23 protein-coding genes are annotated in these 21,592 nt (G+C 71.6%); 10 read left to right on the top strand and 13 right to left on the bottom strand.

Going from position 1 to position 21,592, the window contains the following annotated elements; all coding sequences use genetic code 11:
• Position 1: 1 nt before the first annotated feature.
• From tgmA to K7854_RS02825, 6 genes are all read right to left on the bottom strand, one after another.
• The gene (gene tgmA, locus K7854_RS02850; protein ID WP_226024742.1) at positions 2 to 316 is read right to left on the bottom strand and encodes a putative ATP-grasp-modified RiPP; all 315 of its coding nucleotides are present in this window, start codon (positions 314 to 316) and stop codon (positions 2 to 4) included.
• Between the two features lie 62 nt (positions 317 to 378).
• Positions 379 to 1,224 carry a helix-turn-helix domain-containing protein gene (locus K7854_RS02845; RefSeq protein ID WP_226024866.1) on the bottom strand — a complete coding sequence of 282 codons (846 nt, stop codon included), beginning with the start codon at positions 1,222 to 1,224 and terminating at the stop codon, positions 379 to 381.
• A gap of 25 nt (positions 1,225 to 1,249) precedes the next feature.
• A complete protein-coding gene (locus K7854_RS02840) occupies positions 1,250 to 1,693 on the bottom strand; it encodes a DUF6879 family protein (protein ID WP_264086860.1) in 444 nt (147 codons plus the stop codon).
• A 43-nt stretch (positions 1,694 to 1,736) separates the two neighbouring features.
• Entirely contained in the window at positions 1,737 to 1,964 is a 228-nt protein-coding gene (locus tag K7854_RS02835) for a hypothetical protein (RefSeq protein ID WP_226024740.1), read from the bottom strand.
• 221 nt (positions 1,965 to 2,185) lie between these two features.
• Entirely contained in the window at positions 2,186 to 2,392 is a 207-nt protein-coding gene (locus K7854_RS02830) for a DUF397 domain-containing protein (protein WP_264086842.1), read from the bottom strand.
• Positions 2,393 to 2,395: 3 nt separating this feature from the next.
• Positions 2,396 to 3,238 carry a helix-turn-helix domain-containing protein gene (locus tag K7854_RS02825; RefSeq protein ID WP_226024739.1) on the bottom strand — a complete coding sequence of 281 codons (843 nt, stop codon included), beginning with the start codon at positions 3,236 to 3,238 and terminating at the stop codon, positions 2,396 to 2,398.
• A gap of 198 nt (positions 3,239 to 3,436) precedes the next feature.
• Between K7854_RS02825 and K7854_RS02820 the strand changes: the two genes are divergently transcribed.
• The gene (locus tag K7854_RS02820; protein ID WP_226024738.1) at positions 3,437 to 4,099 is read left to right on the top strand and encodes an ATP-binding protein; all 663 of its coding nucleotides are present in this window, start codon (positions 3,437 to 3,439) and stop codon (positions 4,097 to 4,099) included.
• 30 nt (positions 4,100 to 4,129) lie between these two features.
• On the opposite strand, the gene K7854_RS02815 is transcribed toward K7854_RS02820, so the two are convergent.
• Entirely contained in the window at positions 4,130 to 7,279 is a 3,150-nt protein-coding gene (locus K7854_RS02815; RefSeq protein ID WP_226024737.1) for a DEAD/DEAH box helicase, read from the bottom strand.
• Between the two features lie 113 nt (positions 7,280 to 7,392).
• Between K7854_RS02815 and arr the strand changes: the two genes are divergently transcribed.
• The 3 genes from arr to K7854_RS02800 all read left to right on the top strand — a co-directional run bounded on the left by arr (position 7,393) and on the right by K7854_RS02800 (position 8,877).
• Positions 7,393 to 7,803 carry an NAD(+)--rifampin ADP-ribosyltransferase gene (gene arr, locus K7854_RS02810; RefSeq protein WP_226024736.1) on the top strand — a complete coding sequence of 137 codons (411 nt, stop codon included), beginning with the start codon at positions 7,393 to 7,395 and terminating at the stop codon, positions 7,801 to 7,803.
• 73 nt (positions 7,804 to 7,876) lie between these two features.
• Positions 7,877 to 8,254: a PadR family transcriptional regulator gene (locus K7854_RS02805; protein WP_226024735.1), complete on the top strand. Its 378-nt coding sequence runs from the start codon at positions 7,877 to 7,879 to the stop codon at positions 8,252 to 8,254.
• Positions 8,251 to 8,877: an HAAS signaling domain-containing protein gene (locus K7854_RS02800; protein WP_226024734.1), complete on the top strand. Its 627-nt coding sequence runs from the start codon at positions 8,251 to 8,253 to the stop codon at positions 8,875 to 8,877. The genes K7854_RS02805 and K7854_RS02800 overlap by 4 nt, the downstream gene beginning before the upstream one ends.
• 19 nt (positions 8,878 to 8,896) lie before the next feature.
• Here the strand turns inward: K7854_RS02800 and K7854_RS02795 are convergent, their stop codons facing one another.
• From K7854_RS02795 to K7854_RS02785, 3 genes are all read right to left on the bottom strand, one after another.
• Positions 8,897 to 9,355 (bottom strand): SRPBCC family protein, encoded by a 459-nt coding sequence (locus tag K7854_RS02795; RefSeq protein WP_226024733.1) that lies wholly within the window; start codon positions 9,353 to 9,355, stop codon positions 8,897 to 8,899.
• Between the two features lie 109 nt (positions 9,356 to 9,464).
• A complete protein-coding gene (locus K7854_RS02790) occupies positions 9,465 to 10,484 on the bottom strand; it encodes an SEC-C domain-containing protein (protein ID WP_226024732.1) in 1,020 nt (339 codons plus the stop codon).
• Between the two features lie 89 nt (positions 10,485 to 10,573).
• On the bottom strand, positions 10,574 to 12,016 hold the full coding sequence (locus K7854_RS02785; protein ID WP_226024731.1) for an MFS transporter: 1,443 nt from the start codon (positions 12,014 to 12,016) through the stop codon (positions 10,574 to 10,576).
• A 123-nt stretch (positions 12,017 to 12,139) separates the two neighbouring features.
• Here K7854_RS02785 and K7854_RS02780 point away from each other — a divergent pair, with 123 nt between their 5' ends.
• The 5 genes from K7854_RS02780 to K7854_RS02760 all read left to right on the top strand — a co-directional run bounded on the left by K7854_RS02780 (position 12,140) and on the right by K7854_RS02760 (position 17,709).
• Positions 12,140 to 12,691 carry a winged helix-turn-helix transcriptional regulator gene (locus tag K7854_RS02780; RefSeq protein ID WP_226024730.1) on the top strand — a complete coding sequence of 184 codons (552 nt, stop codon included), beginning with the start codon at positions 12,140 to 12,142 and terminating at the stop codon, positions 12,689 to 12,691.
• Between the two features lie 122 nt (positions 12,692 to 12,813).
• Positions 12,814 to 13,125: a DUF6412 domain-containing protein gene (locus K7854_RS02775; protein ID WP_226024729.1), complete on the top strand. Its 312-nt coding sequence runs from the start codon at positions 12,814 to 12,816 to the stop codon at positions 13,123 to 13,125.
• A 98-nt stretch (positions 13,126 to 13,223) separates the two neighbouring features.
• Positions 13,224 to 13,937, top strand: coding sequence for a YidC/Oxa1 family membrane protein insertase (locus K7854_RS02770; RefSeq protein WP_226024728.1), 714 nt, complete (start codon positions 13,224 to 13,226; stop codon positions 13,935 to 13,937).
• A gap of 179 nt (positions 13,938 to 14,116) precedes the next feature.
• Positions 14,117 to 14,974, top strand: a complete 858-nt coding sequence (locus tag K7854_RS02765) for a fumarylacetoacetate hydrolase family protein (protein WP_226024727.1) — start codon at positions 14,117 to 14,119, stop codon at positions 14,972 to 14,974.
• A gap of 134 nt (positions 14,975 to 15,108) precedes the next feature.
• Positions 15,109 to 17,709 carry a SpaA isopeptide-forming pilin-related protein gene (locus tag K7854_RS02760; protein ID WP_226024726.1) on the top strand — a complete coding sequence of 867 codons (2,601 nt, stop codon included), beginning with the start codon at positions 15,109 to 15,111 and terminating at the stop codon, positions 17,707 to 17,709.
• Positions 17,710 to 17,788: 79 nt separating this feature from the next.
• Here K7854_RS02760 and K7854_RS02755 read toward each other — a convergent pair whose 3' ends face one another.
• From K7854_RS02755 to K7854_RS02745, 3 genes are all read right to left on the bottom strand, one after another.
• A complete protein-coding gene (locus K7854_RS02755) occupies positions 17,789 to 18,661 on the bottom strand; it encodes an LLM class F420-dependent oxidoreductase (protein ID WP_226024725.1) in 873 nt (290 codons plus the stop codon).
• A 105-nt stretch (positions 18,662 to 18,766) separates the two neighbouring features.
• Entirely contained in the window at positions 18,767 to 19,243 is a 477-nt protein-coding gene (locus K7854_RS02750) for a heme-degrading domain-containing protein (protein WP_226024724.1), read from the bottom strand.
• Positions 19,240 to 20,322: a Gfo/Idh/MocA family oxidoreductase gene (locus K7854_RS02745; RefSeq protein ID WP_226024723.1), complete on the bottom strand. Its 1,083-nt coding sequence runs from the start codon at positions 20,320 to 20,322 to the stop codon at positions 19,240 to 19,242. Before K7854_RS02745 ends, K7854_RS02750 begins: the two co-directional genes overlap by 4 nt.
• Before the next feature lie 56 nt (positions 20,323 to 20,378).
• Here K7854_RS02745 and K7854_RS02740 point away from each other — a divergent pair, with 56 nt between their 5' ends.
• Positions 20,379 to 21,581 carry an ROK family transcriptional regulator gene (locus tag K7854_RS02740; protein WP_372480986.1) on the top strand — a complete coding sequence of 401 codons (1,203 nt, stop codon included), beginning with the start codon at positions 20,379 to 20,381 and terminating at the stop codon, positions 21,579 to 21,581.
• The last annotated feature ends 11 nt before the right edge of the window (positions 21,582 to 21,592 follow it).

Here is a 21,592-nt window from a genome sequence, read left to right as displayed (position 1 = left end):
TTCAGTCCGATTCGTAGTCGGTCGTCGTGTCGTCCTGCGCCTGGGGCTGAGGCTGCTGCCCGTCCCCACCGCCGGACACGGACGCGGTACCGCTCGTCCGCGAGGTCCCGTGCTTCCCCATCTCGACCACCCGGCCGACGGCGTCGGTGTACCGGGCGGTCTGGGTGGCGGCGTCCAGGGTGACGGAGGCGTAGGGGGCGGGGGAGACCGGCAAGCGGTCGGTGACCAGCCGTAGAGCCCAGGGGGCGTGGAGGGAAACGGCGGGGCTCGGAGCCCGCTCCCCGTCCAGTGATTCCGAGAGTTCCGTGAGTGCCATGCCGACCAAGCTAGGAACGTCTGCGAGTGCCCCTCAACGAACGTGTGGGAACTTGCGCGTGGTCACCCGAGCGAGTCGATCGCCGAGGTGATCAGTGTGCGTGCGGGTGCGCCGTAGACCGCCGAGTCGGCGAGGGCGGCGAAGGTTCGTGCGTACATGCCGACCTCGTGCGGCTGTGTGATGGTCAGGAAGGCGGAGACCAATTCGACGTTCACTTGGGCGTCGTCGAAGACCCAGAAGTCCTCGACCGGCCACAGCGCCGTACGGTCCGTGCACAGCGGGATCACGCCCAGGCTGACGTTGGGGAGCGTGGCCAGTGACAGTAGGTGCCCCAACTGCCCCGCCATGGTCTCCGGCCCGCCGATCAGGTGTCGAAGTGTGCTCTCCTCCAGGACGACGGCGAATCGGCGTGCGCCCTCGTACAGGACGCGCTGCTTGTCCACGCGAACATCGATGGCCGCCTCAAGGTCGTCGGGTAGCGCGCGGCGGTCGCGGATCGACATCAGAAGTGCCCGGATGTACGCGGGTGTCTGAAACGGTCCGGGGATGAGCCACGACGAGTACGCCCGGAAGTGCCGAGTTCGCTCCCACAGGGGAATGACCGACTCCTGGGCGCGACGCAGTCCGGAACGCTCCATCCGTCGCCACTCGACGTAAGAACCGTCGATGTTGCGTGCCGTGGCGATCAGGTCGGCCGTCAGATCGTCGGCGGCACAGTGCAGCGTGTACACGCGCAGATCGGCGTCGGAGGGTGGCGTACGCCCGTTCTCGATGCGGCTGCACTTGCTCTCGTGCCAACCGGCCCTGGAGGCAAGTTCACGCGCGGTGAGACCCGAGTCCTTCCGGATCTCGCGCAATCGCTTGCCCAGGGACTCTCGGGCCTGCCGGATGCTGGATGACGAAGACATGGAGCGGGGCGGGTAACGGTCGCTGTCAGGTCGGCCGGTACTCCTCATGGGGGATCGCTCGTTCCCAGACGGCGGAGAAGGCGGAGGAGCAGAGGCCGACGACGGTCTGGTCCGTCACCAGTTCCTCACCGGTCATGGTCCCGTCCCCGGCGAAGTGGTTGAACAGAACAGCGGTGTCGTCGAAGAGCCAGAAGTCATTCCCCGGCAGAGCGAGGCCCGAAGCCCGCCTGCGCGGTAGCCAGCGGACGTCTTCACCGGCCTTGACGTTGTGCCCTGCGGTCAGCTCGTACTCGTAGCGTGTGTAGGAGGACAACGGCTCGGAGACGATGCGGGCGCGTTGCACGGCCACGCCGCGGGCCACCGTCGAGGAGACGAGCTCGACCCACCAGGGCCAGCGCTCCGCCGGGTCGAAGCGGTGGCCTGCTGACCACTCGCGATAGTCCTCGTCGAGGCCGTAGGCATCGCGCATCTCCAGGTGATACGCGCTGTGCCGGGCTGAACGGAAGAGCTCCTCAAACGTCGGCTGCGGCACCGCCGCTCACCTCCGGGAAGAACCGCATCATGCGCCGGGGGAACTCGATCACCGTTTCGTGCCCGGGGATGTCCAATTGAGCCAGGCGCGCGGTGTCCGTGACCCGCCAGCCCTGCAGGATGTAGTTCCCGGTTTCGTCGTCGAGGTACACGGTCGGAGACCCGTTGTTCGGACTCTCGGGGTCCTTGCCCAGGCGGTGCAACGCCATGATGCCCTCCGGCGGCATTGGTGTCGGTCGAGGTGACCAGGTTTGCGTGGTCGCTACTCCGTGTGCCATGTACTTGCACGAACTTCTACGGCCGCGCCTCCCCGGGCCTTGCTGGCTCCCGCGCCCCGGATTTCAGCCGGAGCGTCCAGCGAGGCATGCCGGGCTCCATCTCTCTGCCTTCTCCGTGTGAGCGGGAAGCAGAGGTACCTGCCTGGCTCCGCTCAAGGAGACTGCTGCCCATCGTGGCGTAGTGCGGCGATGAATCGGAGCCAGGTCGTCTGATTCACGTGGAGTACGGGCCCGTCGACGTCCTTGGAGTCGCGCACCAACGCACCACTTGAGACGTACGCGCATTCAACGCATTCAGTGCCACTCCCCCCGCTGAACGAGGACTTGAACCAGTGGGGTTCCGAGTTGGTCGCTATCAAGGCTCACTCCTTGCTGACCCGATCGATGAGGGCGACCGAGGACTCGAGGTCGAGCGCCTGGGCGCTGAGGTAGTCGAAGGCCAACCTATAGCGCTCCAGTTCCTCCGGCTTTTCCATGAACACCCCGCCACCGAGAAGGTCCACGTACACGACGTCCAGTTCACGGGCTTGGCCACGAAGCGTGACGAAGCTTCCGACCGCGGCCGCGTGGGCTCCGAGAGAGAAGGGGAGGACTTGCACGGTGATGTGCGGTCGCTCGGCGCAGGCCAGCAGGTGTGTCAGCTGTTCTCGCATGACCTCGCGGCCCCCGACCTGGCGGCGGATCGCCGCTTCGTCGATCACACACCAGATGTGCGGGGGCTCGTCGCGCTCGAGCAACTCCTGGCGCTTCATGCGGATGTCGACCATGTGCTGGACTTCGCGTTCGTCGCACTGCACCTCTGAAGCACGGTGGACCGCCTCCGCGTAGGCGCGGGTCTGGAGAAGGCCTGGGATGTACATGCACGCGTAGTGGTCCTCGCGTACAACCTCGTCTTCCAAGGTCAACATCAAGTTCATGGAATCCGGGATGGGGTCTGCGAGCGAGCGCCACCACCCCTGGATCTTGGCGCCCTTCGCCAACTCGACCAGTGCGAGCCGCTCTTCGTCCGTGGCGGCGTACTCACGGCACAAGGCGTCCACGGCCGGCCACTTGACGGTGCCCTCCTTCGTTTCGTAGCGGCTCAAGGTCGCCTTCGAAATGCCGACGCGAGCCCCCGCCTCTTCGAGGGTCAGCCCTTGGCGTTCCCGAAGTCGTCGCAGATCGGCGCCCAGTTGGCGCCTACGGGTGGTGGGTCCGACTGCCATGTCCTCAGCCCTTCGCGTTGGTCGGGTAGATCGTGGTGCTCCGCAAGCGGTGGCGGCAAGACGGTGTGCGCTGGGGGCGCGTGAAGCGGCTGTGGGCCCCCGTTGATGCGACGTGAGAGTTCCATTTTGAGAGTTCCAATGCCACTCTGTGTGTCGATGGAAGCACAGTGAGGCGTCGACGAAGGGTTCGGGCAGGACATGGATTACGTGCTATGGAAGCCGATGCAGCCGTGGAGACTGCCGTTTCTGGCTGTGGTCGATCAGGTGGGCGCTCTCCGGCGCGCGTTGCGCGTCCATCTGGGCCACTGGGGGTTACACGAGCTGACGGAGGACGCCGAGCTCTGCGCCGGTGAACTCGTCGCCAATGTCATCAAGCATGTCGGACCGGAGACGCCGGCCACCCTCGTCGCTTCATACGGCGGCGCGCACCTGCGCATCGAGGTACACGACCCCGATACTCGCGCCCTCCCGAGGCTCAGGCGCGAGAACCCGAACGGGGAGGCGGGCCGGGGAATCGCTCTGGTCGACGCCTTGAGTGATCGTTGGGGCGTGGAACTTGCCGGTGACCACAAGGTGACGTGGTGCGAGTTCCGTGTGGCCGAAACCGGGACTACGCCGCAGCACCTGCCGACGCCCCGATTGGCCCGGGCCGCGGACGTGATGAGTCTCTACAGCGGTGCAAGGGCGACGCGGGCGCCGGAGGGTCGGGGCCGCTTGGCGGCGGCTCGGGCGGAGGATGCCGCCATCAACGCCATCACCGACCTCCTCCATTGGTTCTGCGCGCAAGGGTGGGACGTGGACGACGCGCTGGACCGGGCGCAGTCGCGCTTCGAGGCGGAGTGCGAAGCGCGACTGCTCTGAACCTTCCCGGTCACGGCTGACGTGCGTCGATCAACTCGCCTGGATTGCCGCCGAGTACGACCACACGTCGGCCGGGAGCGGATGAGCGAGGTGCCAGGTGATCGCCATCGGCTTGCTGCCCGTGTGCTCCACGTACGTTGCCGGGCCCAGAAGCATCCACGGCTGGGATTTGCCCGTGTCCGTGGTCGAGTAGCGGCGCATGAACAGCAAGACGTGGGAGCCGCGACCGGAGTGCTGCTGGTAGCGCCTTCCCGTGGCGGAATCGGGGGAGGTGGAGTTCTGGGACTCCCAGTGGAAGAGGTGCGGACTGATCGCGTAGTCCTTGTACCGGACGGTGGGTGAGAAGTCCTTCTCGTCCTTCTCCAGGGTGATCAGCAGCGCGTCTGTCTGGAACTCCTCCGCCCACTGCACGCCCTGGGCGAAAGATCTCGGCATCTGACCGCCGAACCGGGCGATGCCGAGGGCGGCCAGTATCTCGGACCGGTTGTACGAGCTGTGGACCTTCAGCGGCACGGTGTCGAGGCCGTCGGGCAGCGGAATCGGGACATGGTCGGCTCGGTCGATGACGTATGACAGCACCTGCCGGAGCTCGTCCCGCAGGGCATGCTGCCGACGTAGCGCCGCAAGGCCCTCCGTGTAGCTGGTGAAGCCGCCCGCGTTGTCCCACAGGTTGAAGAACAGCATGCGGGCGTAGGCCTGGCCGGTCCGGTCGAGCTCCTCGTACGCAGGGGCGTCGTCCGCCAGAAGGCTCAGGTAGGCCTGCGCGCGCTCCGGGTCGTCCACGTGGAGGAAGGCATGGACCCGCTTGAGCAGCGTCTCCTCGCCCGGGGCAGCCGGTTCGGCGGCCAGGCCGGCACGACGCAGGACGAGGGTCCAGGAGTTGCCGTTCTTGTACAGCTCCTTGATCTCTCGGCGGCTCTCTCGGAGGTAGTCGGCGAGGAGGGGAGTGCTGTACTCCTTGACCTCCTTCACCAGCGTCTTCACCGTGGCGGCCAATTGGGTCCTGATGTTGTCGAGGACCAGGTTCTTGGCCTTGCCCTCCAGGATGATCTGGCAGCCCGAGGGCAATTGCGGAAAGCCGCGCTCGATGTGCTCGACCAGCCGGTTGCGCGACAGGTTGGTCATGGCCCGGAACTGCTCCTCGAAGCGGAACTCCGCTCGGTGCTGTCCGATGAAGTCCAGGACCGTGAGTACCGGCTTCGTGTCGGTACGCCGAAGTCCCCGCCCCAGTTGCTGGAGGAAGACGGTGGCGCTGTTCGTAGGCCGCAGCAAGAGCAGCGTGTCCACGTCCGGGATGTCCAGTCCCTCGTTGAACAGGTCCACCGAGAAGATGACCTGGAGCTTGCCGTCCTGGAGATCACGCAGGGCTTGAGCACGCACCTCGGATGACGAGTCGCTGTCGAGGGACGCGGCCTGAAAACCGGCCTTGCGGAAGTATTCGGCCATGAAGTGGGCGTGCGCCTTGGTGACGCAGAAGCCGAGTGCACGCATGGTGCCGGGGTCGGCAACCTTGTCCCGGACCTGCTTGACGATGATGCGTGCTCGCGCGTCGTTGCCCGTGAGTAGATTGCCGAGCTCCTGATCGGCGTACGAGCCCTTCTGCCAGCCGAGATTCGTGAGGTCGGTCCCGTCAGGGATGCCGAAGTAGTGGAAGGGAGACAGCAGGTCGTTCTCCAGGGCCTCCCAAAGCCTCATCTCGGCGGCGATACGGCCGTCGAAGAATTCGTCCTGGACATTGCGCCCGTCCATCCGCTCCGGGGTGGCGGTGAGTCCCAGCAACTCCTTCGGCGTGAAGTGTTCGATCACCCGGCGGTACGTACTGGCCGTGGCGTGGTGGAACTCGTCGATGACGATGACGTCGAAGTGGTCCGGCGCCAGCTGCTCCAGCCTCTGGACGTTGAGTGACTGGACGCTGGCGAAGACGTGGGTCCACTCCTGTGGATCGGCCCCGCCGTACAGCAACTCGCCGAACGAGGCGTCGTCCAGCACTTCGCGATACGTACGCAAGGACTGCTTGAGGATCTCCTTGCGATGGGCCACGAACAGCAGCTTCGGTCGGCCGGTGGTCGCCTGCCTGCTCAGCTCCCGATAGTCGAGAGCCGCCATCACGGTTTTCCCCGTGCCGGTCGCCGCAACCAGCAGATTGCGGTGCCGTCCGCGGATCTCGCGCTCCGCGTTCAGGCGCTCCAACATGTCCCGCTGGTGTGGGAAGGGACGTACCTGAAGACCGGAAAGCTTGACCTCGAAGTCGGTGGCCGAAGCCGTCCCACCCGCCCGGGCCAGCGCCGCGTCGAGGCGCTGGCCGTCCTCATCAGGGTCGTACGTCTCGAAGGCGACGTCGTTCCAGTACGCGTCGAAGGTGGCCTCGAACTTGTCCATCACCGCCGGTGTGGCCACCGACGACAGTCGTACGTTCCACTCCAGGCCGTCGAGCAGTGCCGCACGGGAGAGGTTCGAGCTGCCGACGTACGCCGTGTCGAATCCGGTCGCGCGCCGGAACAGCCACGCCTTGGCGTGCAGCCGGGTCGAGCGGGTCTCGTAGTTCACCTTCACGGTGGCGCCGAATTCGCGCACGAGTCGGTCGAGCGCACGCCGGTCCGTGGCGCCCATGTACGTCGTGGTGATGATCCGGATCGGGACGCCCCGTTCCTTGGCTGCGAGGAGTGAGTCCTCAAGCACGCGGATGCCGTACCACTTCACGAAGGCGCAGAGCAGGTCGATCCGATCCGCCGTGGCCAACTCGGCCCGCAACTCGGAACCCAGGTTGAGGTCCTCGGGGGAGTTGGTGAGCAGCGACGTCTCGGAGAGCGGCGTGAGCGGGCGGATCGCGTAGGCGCCCGGAGCCTCCTGCTCCGCCAGAGCCAGCAACTGCCTGGGACCCTCGACGATGGCGCTGACCGGCTCAGCGCCGCTCTGCTCGCCCACCTCCGCCGCCAGGGACTCAAGGATGCGGTTGGCGAAGGGGACGCGGTCTTGGGGCCGGAGCTGGTTGAGGTGGTGGGCCACTATGTCACCCACGTGGCGGGCCAGCACATGGGGTGACGATTCTGCACCGACCTCGGCGTCGATGGCCTTCCAGCCTGCGGCCTCGAAACGCTCCAGTTGACCGCGCACACGATCCGTCACCAGCTGCTCGTAGACCCCCGCCACCGGCTGCTGCGGACTTCCCGGCTGCTTCACCCCGACCCCTTTCCCCACCACGGTGTTGTGGAGGCAGTTCTAGCAGGAGGCACTGACACGAGGCGTCCGGGCGGTCCCGGCGGCAGGGTGGTCCGGGTTGGTAATCTGCCGAAATGGACGAGGTGTTGGACGAAGGACCGTTCTTCCACGGTACGAAGGCCGATCTGCGGCCCGGCGACCACCTCACCGCCGGTTTCCCTTCGAACTACCGGCCCGAGATCCTGATGAACCACGTCTACTTCACGGCGTTGCGCGACGGCGCGGGCCTCGCCGCCGAGCTTGCCGCCGGGGACGGGGAACCGCGGGTGTACCTGGTCGAGCCGACCGGGGAGTTCGAGAACGACCCGAACGTGACCGACAAGAAGTTCCCCGGCAATCCCACCCGCTCCTACCGCAGCACAGAACCGCTCCGGGTCGTCGGCGAAGTCACCGACTGGACGCGGCAGACGCCCGAAGCGCTCCGTACGTGGCGAGAGCGGCTGGCGGCGATGCGTCTGGAAGGGCGCGCCGAGATCATCAATTGACCTGGGTCCCAGCGTCCCCGGGTTCCAGGCCCTCACGGGTTCGAGGCTTGTTCTGCCTGGTATCTTGCTTTGCATGGAACCAGGTGATCCGACCAAGCAGGCCCGCGCAGCCGCCCAGCTGCGCAAGGGTGTGCTGGAGTACTGCGTACTCGCCCTGATGCGGGACCGCCCGCGTTACGGCGTGGAGCTCCTGCACGCGCTGGAGGAGTCCGGGGCGCTGGCCACCAGTCAGGGCACGGTCTACCCGCTGCTCTCCCGGCTCCGCCGCGAGGACCTGGTCACCACCACCTGGCAGGAGTCCGCCTCCGGCCCGCCCCGTCGTTACTACGCGCTCACCGCGACCGGCCGGGCTGCGCTGGACGAGTTCACCCACGTCTGGCCCGGCTTCCGCGACGCCGTCGACGGGTTCCTGACCGCCGCCCCGCAGCCCTCCGCCGGAGATCCCGCATGAAGACCCCCACGTCCCCCACGTCCCCCACGTCCCCCGCCGGTCCCGTGCGCGACTACCTGCTCGCCGTCGAGCGCGAGGCCGCCGCGCTCCCCGCCGACCGCCGGCAGGAGCTGCTCGCCGACCTCGCCGAGCACATCGACGTGACGCGCGCCGAACGGCCCGGCGTCGCGCCCGGCGAGATCCTGGCGGAGCTGGGGGACCCCCGTACGATCGCGGCGACGGCGCTGGCCGAGGCCGGGAGCGGTGGGGCCGAGGCTCCGGCCCCCGGCGGCGCGGTCCCGTCCGTGCGGCGCGGCAGGGTGCATCCGCTGGTGCCGCTGCTGATGCTGGCCCTGCCCTACCTCGTCACGACGTTTCTCCCCGATGTCCCCGGCCTGGCGCTCTGCAGCGGTCTGGTCCGGATCGCCGGCGGAGTCCTGCTGTGCACCTCGGTGCACTGGGCGCCGGTCCGGAAGGTCGTCGGCGTGGTGCTGAGCCTCGTCGCGCCGACCGTCGCCGGGATCGTCTGGCGGGAGACCACCGTCGCCCCGGCGGGCGACACCCCGGCCCTGGTCGCCAACCTGGTGGTGCTCGCGGTCGTGGCCGCCACGTCGGTCTGGCTCTGGCGGACCCGCCGCGCCTGAGCGCGGCCGGGCGGCACGCTCAGCCCCGCTCCCCACCCCCCAGGAACCCCGTCAAGCCGTCCAGCAGCATCCCGCTGCCCTGCTCCGCGCCGTCCCGCTCCTCCGCCGTGTCGCAGGTCTGGCGGAGGGTGATCACGGTGTTGCGAGGGCCCTGCTCCGCCAGTTCGACGGTCATCGTCGCCGGGTCCGGGCGGCCCGGGACGTCCATGCCGATGGTCAGGGCGCGGTGCTCGGCGACCTCGATGTAGGAGCCGGTCAACGGGAACTCCGCGCCCTCCGGCGTGCGCATCGTGGCCTTCCAGGCGCCGCCGGGGCGGACGTCCATCTCGACGGTGCCGGGGACGGCGTAGGCCCACTGGGCGTACTGGTCGGGGGTGGTCCAGGCCTGCCAGACCTGGGCCACGGGGGCGTCCAGGGTGCGGGTCAGGGTGTAGGGGAAGCCGTTCTCGGGCGCGGTGGGCGTCTGGTCGGTGCTCATGTCGGCGTCGCTCCTCGGGTCGGTTCGGCCGACGCCTCCCGTACCGCGTCGGCCTCTCGCACCGGTAGACGCCCGGCGGCCCCCGATCTCATCGGTCCGCCGCGACGGCTCATTCCGCCCCGTGGCACTCGCCGTACGGCCGTCCCGACCCGCACCAGCACGCCGCCCCGCGCTGCGGCGGCCACGCGACCGCGAGGCCTCGGGCCGCCAGGGTCGTCGCGTACTGGGGCAGCAGGGCCGGGTCGGCCGGGGACGTGCCCTCCGACGCGGCGAAGGCCTCGTAGGAGGGGACCGTGCCCGGGACCACGCCCAGGTTCGGGGTGCCGGACGCCGCCAGCTCGCGCAGGGCCGCCTCTATCGTCGCCAGGTGCTCCTCGTAGGAGGGGTACTCGGCGGCGAGGTCCGGGTACGCCTCGGTCAGTTCCGCCAGTTCGCCGGCCGGCCAGTGCAGCATGGCCACCGGGAAGGGGCGGGACAGGGCCTGGCGGTAGGCGCCCAGCTCGGCGCGCAGCCGGGAGATCTCCGCCTCCAGGTCCGCCGGGTTGTCCGAGCCCAGGGACCAGACCCGCTTCGGGTCGTGCAGCTCGTCCAGGGAGACCGGCATCGAGTGCAGGGTGTCGGCCAGGGCGTCCCAGTCGTCGTGGGGCAGGCCCAGCATGCGGCGGACGCGGTGGCGGCCGTAGAGGAGCGGGTGGGTGGAGTACGGCGGTTCCGGCACGTCCGTCAGGAGCAGGCGGGCGCCCTGCGTGAATGTCTCGTGCGCCGCCTCCAGCTCGTCGTGGGACTCCAGCGCCTCGGCGACGATCACCCAGGGCGCCGGGTCCCGCGGCGACGCCGCACGCACGCCGTCGATGATCGCCCTGGCCTCCGCCTCGTGGTCGTACTCCCAGAGGTTCGACGCCTTCAGGGCGCGGACCAGGGACGGGTTGTCCAGGGGGACGGACGCCTCGGAGGACAGCAGGCGGTCGTACAGCTTGGTCGCGGCGGGGCGGTCGCCGGACAGTTCCAGGTGGGCGGCGGCGCGCAGCAGCAGGGCCTCGGTGTCCTCGGGGTAGAGGCCGGCGGTCCGTTCCAGGCGGGCCGCCTCGGCGGCGTGGTCGACGTTTTCGGCGGGCGTGTCGGGGCGCATGGGGGACACCGTACTGCCGTGAGGTGACGAGGGTCAGCCACCCCGGGGGCGGAGGAGGGGCAGCGGGCCGCCGGTCCGGTGCGTGCCGCTCAGTGCCGTTGGCGCAGCGTCCCCACCAGTACCGCCGCCACCACGGCCAGCCCCGCCGACACCCACAGCGCCACGTCCGTGCCCGCCCCGGGGCTCCCCGCCGACGTGGCGATCGCGATCGTCAGGGCGACCCCGGCGCACGAGCCGATGTAGCGGAACGTCTGCTGCGCGCCCGAGCCCATCGCCGCGCGGGCGGCCGGTACCGACTCCACCGCGAGCAGCGGCAGCGCGGCGTTCAGCAGGCCGCTGCCGACGCCCGCCACCACCAGGCCGGGCAGCAGCCGCGGCCAGGAGCCCGCGCCGACCGCGCCGAGCATGGTCAGGACGCCGACCGCGTGCAGGGCGAACCCGACGGCCAACTGGTGGCGCGCGGAGACGCGGTGGGCGATACGGCGGGCCTGGAGCGCCACCGCGAAGGCGAGGCCGGCCCAGAGCAGGGAGAGCAGGGCCGTGTCCATGGGGGACAGGCCGAGCGCCCGCTGCAGCACCGTCGGCAGGAAGCTGAACAGGCCGATCACCGACAGGCCGGTGAACAGCCCGCCCGCCGAGGAGGCCAGGAAGAGCGGGCGGCGCAGCAGCGCCAGGTCGATCATCGGGGTGGCCGCGCGGCGCTCCAGTACGACGAACAGGGCGCCGAGGAGCACGGCCGCCGCCAGCAGCAGGCCCACCGGTGCGCGCAGCCACCCGTCCCGGCCCAGCGTCAGCGCCGCCACCAGCGCGACCAGCGCCGGTCCGAACGTCAACGCCCCGGCGAGGTCCGGCCGGCCCGCTCGCGGTGAGCGCGACTCCGACAGGGACCGCGCGCCCAGCCCCGCCACCACCAGCGCGGCGGCGCCCAGGACGGCGTGCGCCAGCCGCCAGTCGGGGAACGCCCCGACGAGCACCGGGCCGACGGCTATCCCGCCGCTCACGAAGGCGCCCCACACGCCGGTCGCGCGCAGCCGCCCGGCCGGGGTCGGGAAGGCGTGCACGAGCAGGCCGAGACTGCTGGCCAGCAGCGCCGCGCTGGCCCCGCCCTGCGCGATCCGGGCCAGCGTGAACAGCCAGGTCGTGGCCGCGAAGGCACCCAGGACGGTGGTGACGCCGAGGGCCAGCGTGCCGGAGACGAACAGCCGGCGGCGCCCGTAGTCGTCGGCCAGGCTGCCGGCCACCAGCAGCAGCGCGGCCAGGCCCAGCGGGGTGCCGTTCAGCAGCCAGGCCTGGGCGGACAGCGAGGTGTGCAGGTCGGCGGCCGTCTCGGGGAGCGTGACCATCGGCGCGGTGAACGCCATCAGGGCCACGGCGGTCGCGGCGCTGGTCAGCGCGAGGGTGCGGCCGGGGTGCGGGGGCGGCGAGGCCCGTTCCGCGGGGGCGGGCGGGGATGCCGGTGTCGTGGCGGTTGCCGGTGTGGCGGTGGTTGCCAGTGCGTCGGTGGTCGGGGAGTCCGTGCCGGGGTCGGTCATGGCTGGCGGTCCGTCCGTTCTCGTCTATCGGTTCGGTCAATGAACTGACTCGGCGCGGGACCAACCTAACATCATCGGTTCGGTGAATGAACCGAGAAGCGGAAAGTGGCTACAGTGGAGCCCATGGCACTGGGCAAGGACTACGCGACGCAGGAGTGCTCGATCGCCCGCGCGCTGGAGGTCGTCGGCGAGCGCTGGACGCTGCTGGTGATCCGCGACGCGCTCTACGGCGTCCGGCGGTACAACGACTTCCTCGTCCACCTCGGCATCCCGCGCGCCGTCCTGGCCAACCGCCTCCAGGCGCTCACCGCCGAGGGGATCCTGGAGAAGCGCCGGTACCAGGAGTCGCCGCCCCGGGACGAGTACGTCCTCACCGAGCGCGGCATCGCCCTGTGGCCCGCGCTGCGGGCACTCGGCATCTGGGGACGCGAGCAGCTCGGCGGCGAGCCGATGCGCACCTTCTGGCACGCCGACTGCGGCACCGAACTCAGCCCCTACGGTGCCTGCCCCGCCTGCGGGACCCTCGTCGCCGTCCGCGACGTCGACATGCGGCCGGGCCCCGGACTCGACCCCGACCCGGCGGACCCGGTCAGCCGGGCGCTGCTCGGTCCCCGGCGGCTGCTCCAGCCGATCGAGACCGAGCAGCAGGGCCCCGCACGACGTCGTCCCGCATGAGCGGTCGTCCTGGGTAAGTCGTCCCGTACCAGCCGTCCGTACCAGCCGCCCCGTACCAGCCGTCCCGCACAAGTCGTCCTGTATAACTGGGGCAAACGCGCGTACGAGAGGGGGAGCAGCCGATGATCCGGGAACGGGCCGTCCCGCGCCCCCTCCTCGTCCTGCTGCTGGTCCTCCTGCCCGTCGCGCTCGTCGACGTCGGCAGCCTCTCCGCCACCGTCGCGTTCGCCGCGACCGCCGCGGTCGGTTCCGCGCTCGCTGTGTGCGCCGTCATCGCCGCACGCTGCGTGCCCGCCGTGCCGCCCACCCGGGTGCGCACGGCCATCAGGGACCGGGACCTGCGTACGGCCTTCCTGCCGCAACGCGACCCGGACGCCCCCGGCCGCCGCCGGCCCCGAGCACCCGGACACGCCCTCCCGGCGACCACCGCGTAGGGCACCCGCTTCCACCGCACCTGGCCCCGCGCCGGTCGTGTCGTCATGCCGCCTCACCTCATCCGGCACGACGAGACCCCCGGAGGGCTCACCCGCTCATGTCCGTTTTCGCCAGCCTGGTCGGGCACCTCGCCGACCTGCTCCAGCCGCTGTTCGGCGCCTCGGCCGCGGCCGCCGCCATCGTCCTGTTCACCGCCCTCGTACGGCTCCTCGTGCACCCGCTCTCCCGGGCCGCCGCCCGCGGGCAGAAGGCGCGCACCGAACTCCAGCCGCGGATCGCCGAACTGCGCCGCAAGCACGCCAAGAACCCCGAGAAGCTCCAGCGGGCCGTGCTCGAACTGCACGCCGAGGAGAAGGTGTCCCCGCTGTCGGGCTGCCTGCCCAGCCTGTGCCAGCTCCCCGCGTTCTTCCTGCTCTACCACCTCTTCTCCAGCTCGGAGATCGGCGGCGAGGCCAACGAACTCCTTTCCCACCGGCTGCTGTCCGCCCCGCTCGGCGGGCGGTGGGCCGACGCCCTCGGGGACGGCGGGGCCCTCGGCGGGGCCGGGCTGGTGTACGTGGCGCTGTTCGCGGTCGTCGCCGGGGTCGCCACCTTCAGCTACCGGCTGACCCGGCGGACCATGGCCGACCGGCCGGTGCTGCCCGCCGGGGACGGGGAGGCCGTGCCGGGGGTCGGCGCGCTCACCAGGGTCATGCCGTTCATGTCCTTCTTCACCCTCGTCACCGTGGCCGTGGTGCCGCTGGCCGCCGCGCTGTACGTCGTCACCAGCACGGCGTGGAGCGCCGTCGAGCGGGCCGTGCTCTACCGCTGAACACGCGTGGACGGGCGCGGGGGGCGGGCGCGTGGCTACGGTCCAGTACGTGAACGGGGTATTGCGGAGTGGAACCGGGCCTTGGAGGATCGACCAGCCCTCCGACGGCTGTCGCGTCCCTGCCGCACCCAGGTCGCGCAGCGTCGGGCGGGCTGCCCGCGATCGAGGAGTTGGGGATCATGAAGCTGTTGCGAGTCGGTACGGCGGGGTCCGAGCGGCCCGCGCTGCTCGACGCCGACGGAACCCTGCGAGACCTGTCGGGCGTCGTGGCGGACATCGACGGCGACCTGCTCGCCGACGAGGGCGCGCTCGACCGGGTACGGTCCGCCGCCGCGGCCGGTGGGCTGCCCGCCCTGGACGGCACCGGCCTGCGGGTCGGACCGCCGGTGGGACGCATCGGCAAGATCGTGTGCATCGGGCTGAACTACCACGACCACGCCCGCGAGACCGGCGCCGAGCCGCCCGCCGAGCCCGTCGTCTTCCTCAAGGCGCCGGACACGGTCGTCGGACCGCACGACACGGTGCTCGTGCCGCGCGGTTCCGCCAGGACCGACTGGGAGGTGGAGCTGGCGGTCGTCATCGGGCGCACGGCCCGCTACCTGGAGTCGGCCGAGGAGGGGCTCGCGTGTGTCGCCGGGTACACGGTCGCGCACGACGTGTCCGAGCGGGAGTTCCAGATCGAGCGCGGCGGGACCTGGGACAAGGGCAAGAACTGCGAGACCTTCAACCCGCTCGGCCCGTGGCTGGTGACCGCCGACGAGGTGCCCGACCCGCAGCGGCTGTCCCTGCGGCTGTGGGTCAACGGGGAGCTGAAGCAGGACGGGACGACGGCCGACCAGATCTTCCCGGTGGGCGAGGTCGTGCGGTACATCAGCCGGTTCATGGTGCTGCACCCCGGTGACGTCATCAACACCGGGACGCCGGCGGGCGTGGCGATGGGGCAGCCCGAGCCGAAGCCCTACCTGCGGGCGGGGGACGTCGTCGAGCTGGAGGTCGAGGGGCTGGGGCGGCAGCGGCAGGAACTCAAGGACGCCTGAGCGCGGGCCCGTCGGCACGGCCGGCGCCCGCGCGAGCCAGGTGGGTGCCCCTGCCGGGTCCGATCGTGTGACGGTCGTCCGGCACCGGAATGTTGTCCGGGGGGCGCGGGCAGCCCGCGTGAAGCCTGTGGACCATGCACTCCATCAGACAACGCATGGCCGCCCTCCGGCCCCGGCTGGGCCGGACCGGGCTGGCCTGCGCCCTCGTGGCGGGCCTCGCGCCCGCCCTCGTCGTCGGGGCCGGGGCCTCGCAGGCGCAGGCCGCCCCGCTGCCGGGCGGACTCGGGCCGTGTGCCGGGCCGCAGTGCCCGGACGAGTTCCCCGAGATCAACAACGGCCCGTTCGCCGGGCGCGACAACGCCATCAACGTCTTCGCGGGCGACGACTTCCGCGTCCGGGGGCGGGCCGCCGAGGCCGAGGGCCGGGTCGTCGTCCTCGACGACTTCGACATGAACAAGAGCGAGGGCGGCAGCGCCGTCTACGACATCGGCATCGCGGGCGTCGGCTCGCGCGTGCCGCCGCCGGCCGGGGCGGACTTCCTGACCACCGGGAACGACATCACGGTCGCCCCGGGGCAGCGGCTGCTCGCCGACGGCGGGGTCGTCCGCTACGGCGGGACGCTGACCGGCACCGTGACCGGCGACCTCGAACACGACCCGGACGCCGCCGATCCCTACCTCGGTCTGCGCGACCAGCTCACCGTGGCCAGCCAGTGCTACGCCCGGGTGGACGGCGAGCTGCGGACCGCTACGGGAACGGCCGTCAACCAGGGCTACCAGACGGTGTTCACGGGTGACGGCACCTCCGCGATCCAGGTGTTCAACGTGGACTTCGACCTCGCCAGTGCCTCCGGCGGGCAGCAGGGGATCGTCTTCCAGAACATCCCCGACGACGCGACCGTCCTGGTGAACATGCTCGGCACCGAGCGCACCATCAACACCTACAGCGGCGGCATCACCGACGACACCGACCCGCTCAACGCCTACCGCGAGCGTCTGCTGTGGAACTTCCCCGACGCCACCACGGCGAACTTCGTCGGCACGGGCCAGTTCCAGGGCAGCGTGCTGGTCGGACCGCAGAACTCCATGTCCACGGTGTCGCTGCCCGGCATCAACGGGCGCTTCTTCAGCGGCGGTTCCATCACCCACACCAGCGAGCAGGCGGGCGTCGAGTTCCACGCCTACCCGTTCGACGGTGACCTCCCGGACTGCGGTGACACTCCGCCCGGACCCGGTCCCAACCCGGTGACGGGCGAGGTGCGGGTCGAGAAGACGGACGCGGAGACCGGGGACGCGCTGGCCGGGGCCGAGTTCGAGCTGTGGCAGGAGACCAACGGCGTCGACGGCCTGCAGACCGACGGGGCCAACCCGGACACGCAGGTGGGCGACGTCTGCACGACGGACGCCGACGGCGTGTGCGCGCAGACCGTGACGACCGGCACGTACTACTGGCGGGAGACGGCCGCGCCCGACGGCTACGAGCTGCCCGACCCCAACGTCTTCGGCCCGCTGGAGCTGACGGACGAGAACGTCGCGGACGGGGTGCAGATCGAGGCGGAGAACGCCGCCGAGGACGAGCCCGGCCCGGTGACGGGCGAGGTGCGGGTCGAGAAGACCGACGCGGAGACCGGCGAGGCGCTGGCCGGGGCCGAGTTCGAGCTGTGGCAGGAGACCAACGGGGTCGACGGCCTGCAGACGGCCGGGGCCGATCCGGACACGCAGGTCGGTGACGTCTGCACGACGGACGCCGACGGTCTGTGCGCGCGGACGGTGGAGACCGGCACGTACTACTGGCGGGAGACGGCCGCGCCCGACGGCTACGAGCTGCCCGACCCGAACGTCTTCGGCCCGGTGGTGCTGACGGAGGACAACGCCGGGGCCGGGGTGCAGGTCGAGGCCGGCAACACCGTCGGTGGGGAGACCGGCCCCAAGACCGGGCAGGTGGTGGTCAGGAAGACCGACGCCGAGACCGGCGAGGTGCTGCGGGGTGCGGTCTTCGAGCTGTGGGAGGAGACCAACGGCGTCGAGGGCCTGCAGACCGAGGGTGCCGACCCCGACACCCAGATCGGCGGCGACTGCGTGACCGGCGCCCCCGGGCGGTGCGCGCGGTCGGTCGAGGCCGGCACGTACTACTGGCGGGAGACGGCCGCGCCCGACGGCTACGAGCTGCCCGACCCCAACGTCTTCGGCCCGCTGGTGCTGACCGAGGGGAACCTCGAGGACGGCGTGCAGATCGAGGCGGAGAACACCGCCGACGACGAGCCCGGTCCGCCCGGACCCGACGACGAGGGCTCCATCGAGGTGGAGAAGACCGACGCCGGCAACGGTGAGCCGCTCCCCGGCGCGGAGTTCGAGCTGTGGGAGGAGACCAACGGGCTGGCCGGTCTCCAGACCTCCGGCGACAACGCCGACACCCTGACCGGGGACTGCACCACCGACGCCGCCGGCGGCTGCGTCTTCGAGGACCTGGAGCCGGGGTCGTACTACCTGCGGGAGACCGCCGTGCCCGAGGGCTACGAGCTGCCCGCGGACCCGGTGACCGGCCCGATCAGGGTGACCGAGGCGAACGCCGAGGACGGCGTCACCGTGCGGATCGACAACGAGCGCGAGGACGGCGACGGCGGCGGCGACGACGGCCACGGCGGCTACGGCGACGGCGGCTACGGCGACGACGGCGGCCACAAGGGTGACGACGGGCACGACGGCGGCTACGGCTCCGACTACGGAACCGAGTAGCGGCGGCGCCACCCGGACGCACAGCGCGCCGGCCGCGGGGTGAGGTCCCCGCGGCCGGCGTTCGTGCGTCCGCCCGAGGTCAGTCCAGGAGCCCGGCGAGCCGGCGCCAGCCCTCCCGCGGGAGACGGGTCATGTCGTCCTCCACCAGCTGGAGGGCGACGTGGTCGGCGCCCGCGTCGAGGAACGCGTCGATGCGGGCGCGGACCGCGGACTCGTCGCCCCAGGCGAAGACCGCGTCGATGAGGCGGTCGCTGCCGCCGCCGCTGACGTCCGCGTCGGTGAAGCCGAGGCTGAGGAAGTTCTTCGTGTAGTTCGGCAGCTTCAGGTACATGGCGAGATAGGCACGGGCCGTCGCACGGGCGCGGGACGGGTCCGGGTCGAGGACGACCTTGAACTCCGGGGCCAGCAGCGGGCCCTCGCCGAGCCGCTCGCGGGCCTGCGCGGTGTGCTCGGGCGTGACCAGGTACGGGATGGCACCCGCCGCCCGGTCCCGGGCCAGGTCCAGCATCTTCGGGCCGAGCGCGGCCAGCACCCGGTGACCGGAGCGCATCCCGGCCCGGTCCAGCTCGTCCAGGTAGCCGACCATCGTCGAGTACGGGCGGCGGTACCCCTGCGCGATCGGGGCGTGGCTCACGCCGAGGCCGAGCACGAAGCGGCCCGGGTGGGACACCTCCAGCTCGGCGAAGCCCGCCGCCGCCTCGGGCGCCTTGTGCTCCCAGATGCTCTGGATGCTGGTGCCGACCACGATCCGCTCGGTCGCCCCGATCAGCGGCGCGGCATCCCGGGCGGCGGTGTTGCCGCCGAGCCACAGGGCGCCGTACCCGAGCCGCTCCAACTCGGCGGCGGCTTCGGCGCGTTCCGCCGCGCCCGCCGGGTCGTCGGAGCGGAGCTGCCCGCTCCAGACGCCGTACCGTCCGACCGATTCCTTCAGGGAAGCCGTCGCCTCGTTCATCGCTTGCGATCCCTCCGGTGGCACCGTGATCGTCGTGGGTGTCTGCCTGACAACCACGGGTACCCACCGCTGATTCCCGGACCACATCCGCCGGGGCCGGTCGGGCTACTCGCCCAGGAACCGCTCCAGGGCCTCGACGACCAGCCGGTGGTCCTCCAGCTGCGGCAGCCCGGAGACCGTCACCGCGCCGACGACGCCGACACCGGCGACGGTGACGGGGAAGGAGCCGCCGTGCGCCGCATAGGTGTCGGGGTCGAGCCGCGAGGACTCCTCGAAGGTCGTGCCCTTGGCCCGGAACCGGGAGCCGACCAGGTACGACGCCGAGCCGTACCGCTCCACGACACGGCGCTTGCGGGCGATCCAGGCGTCGTTGTCCGGCGTCGAGCCGGGCAGCGCGGCGTGGAAGAGCTGCTGTCCCGCGCGGTGGATGTCGACGGCGACCGGCGCCTCGCGCTCGCGGGCCAGCTCGACGAGCAGGGAGCCCAGCGCCCAGGCGTCGTCGTGGGTGAACCGGCGGAAGACCAGCCGGCGTTCCTGCTCCTCCAGCTCCGCCACGGTGGGGGTCGTCGGTGCCGTGCTCACTGGGACACCACCACTCCGTCGCGGGCGGACCGGCGGGCCGCCTCCAGCACGTCCAGGGCGGCGGCCGCCTCCAGCGCGTCCACCGGGTTCGGGCCGCCCTCGCGCAGGGCCCTGGCCACCGCCGCGTAGTACGCGGGGTAGTCGCCCGCGACGGTCGGCGCCACCTGGCCGCCGCCGGTCAGCGGTGACTCCCCGGAGCCGACCCGGCCCCACAGCGACTCGTCCTCCTCGCCCCAGCCGGGGCCCGGCCGCTTGCCCTCGCGCAGCGCCGCCTCCTGCGGGTCGAGGCCGTGCTTGACGTAGCCGGCCGTCGAGCCGAGCACCCGGAAGCGGGGGCCGAGCTGGGCGGCGGTGGAGGAGACGTAGAGGTGGGAGCGGACGCCGTTCGCGTGGGTGAGCGCGAGGAACGTGTCGTCGTCCGCCTCCGCGCCCGCGCGCCGGACCACGGACTCCGCGTACACCTGCGTGACCGGGCCGAACAGGACCAGGGCCTGGTCGACGACGTGGCTGCCGAGGTCGTACAGGAGCCCGCCGATCTCCGCCGGGTCGCCGGACTCGCGCCAGCCGCCCTTCGGCTTCGGCCGCCAGCGCTCGAAGCGGGACTCGAAGCGCCACACCTCGCCCAGCGCGTCCTCGGCGAGGAGCCGGCGCAGGGTGAGGAAGTCGTTGTCCCAGCGGCGGTTCTGGAAGACGGAGAGCAGCAGGCCGCGCTCCTCGGCCAGCGCCGCCAGCGTGCGGGCCTCGGCCGCCGTGCCCGCCACCGGCTTGTCCACCACGACCGGCAGACCGGCCTCCAGGGCCCGCGTCGCGAGCGGTACGTGCGTCTTGTTGGGGGACGCGACGACGACCAGGTCCAGCTCGCCGGCCCGGTCGAACAGCTCGTCGGGCGTGGCGACGGTGCGCACGTCCGGGAACTCGGTGCGGGCCTGCTGCTGCCGCTCCGGGTTCGAGGTGACGACCGTGTCCAGGGCCAGGCCCTCGGTGGCGGCGATCAGCGGGGCGTGGAAGACGGAACCCGCGAGGCCGTAGCCGACGAGACCGACGCGCAGCGGGGGATTGCCGGGAGGAGTACCAGTCATGGTTCCTACTTTCGCAACGCTGTTGCCAAAGTGCAAGCGCCGGGGACAATGGGGGAGTGAACAGGAGCAACGGCCAAGGCGCGCGGATCGGCGGCGGGGGCGCGGGCACGGGGACGGGTGGCGCGAACCTGCTCGCCCTGCGCAGTCACAACACCGCCCTGGTGCTCGACCTGCTGCGCACCGCCGGTGCCGAGGGCATCAGCCGGCTGGAACTGGCCGAGCGCACCGGGCTCACCCCGCAGGCGGTCAGCAAGATCACCGCCCGGCTCCGGGACGAGGGCCTGGCCGCCGAGGCCGGACGCCGCGCGTCCACCGGCGGCAAGCCGCGCACGGTACTGCGTCTGGTGCCCGGGGCGGGCCACGCCCTCGGCGTCCACCTGGACCGCGACGAGCTGCGGGCGGTGCTGGTCGACCTCGACGGCACGGTGGTGGCGGAGCGGTGCGCTCCGCTGGACCTCGGCGCGGGGGCGGAGACCGTGCTGGAGGGGGTGGCGCGGGCCGCGGCGGAACTCGCGGCGGAGGGGCTGGGGCATCTCGTCGCGGAGGCCGCCCGGGTGCCGGGCGCCGCACTCGCCGCCGCTCCCACCCTGCTCGGGCTCGGCGTCGCCCTGCCGGGGCCGCTGGACCACGTCCGCGGGGTGCTGCACCGGATCACCGGCTTCCCGGGGTGGGACGGCTACCCGCTGCGGGAGGCGCTGGAGCGGCGGCTGGGCGTGCCGGTCGTCGTCGACAAGGACACCAACGCGGCGGCGCTCGGCCTCGCGGTCGGCGGCGCGGGCGCCGGGGACGGCACCTTCGCGTATCTGCACCTCGGCACCGGACTCGGCGCCGGTCTCGTCTTCGGCGGCGGCGTGCACCGGGGCGCCCGGACCGGCGCCGGGGAGTTCGGGCACCAGGTCGTCCAGCTCGACGGGCCGCCCTGCACCTGCGGCGCCCGGGGCTGCATAGAGGCCCTGTGCCTCGCCGCCGTCGCCCGCGGGGACCTGGCGGAGGCGGCGAGGGTGCTCGGCACGGGCGCCGCGAACCTCGCCGGGCTGCTCGACATCGACCTGGTGCTGCTGGGCGGCCGTACCGTCGCCGCCGCGCCCGGGGCCTTCGTGCACGGCGTCGGCGCGGTCCTCGACGCCCGCGCCCGCCGCGAGGGCGGCCACGACGGCGCCGTACCGGTACGGCTCGCCCCGGGCGGCCCCCGCGCGGTCGCGGAGGGCGCCGCCCAACTCCTCCTCGCCCCGCTCTTCGGCCGGGGCGAGACCGGCTGAGGAGGCGCCGG

Source organism: Streptomyces hyderabadensis (assembly GCF_020404845.1).
In the GTDB taxonomy this organism is placed as follows: domain Bacteria; phylum Actinomycetota; class Actinomycetes; order Streptomycetales; family Streptomycetaceae; genus Streptomyces; species Streptomyces hyderabadensis.
This window is presented reverse-complemented; position numbering and strand designations above follow the sequence as displayed.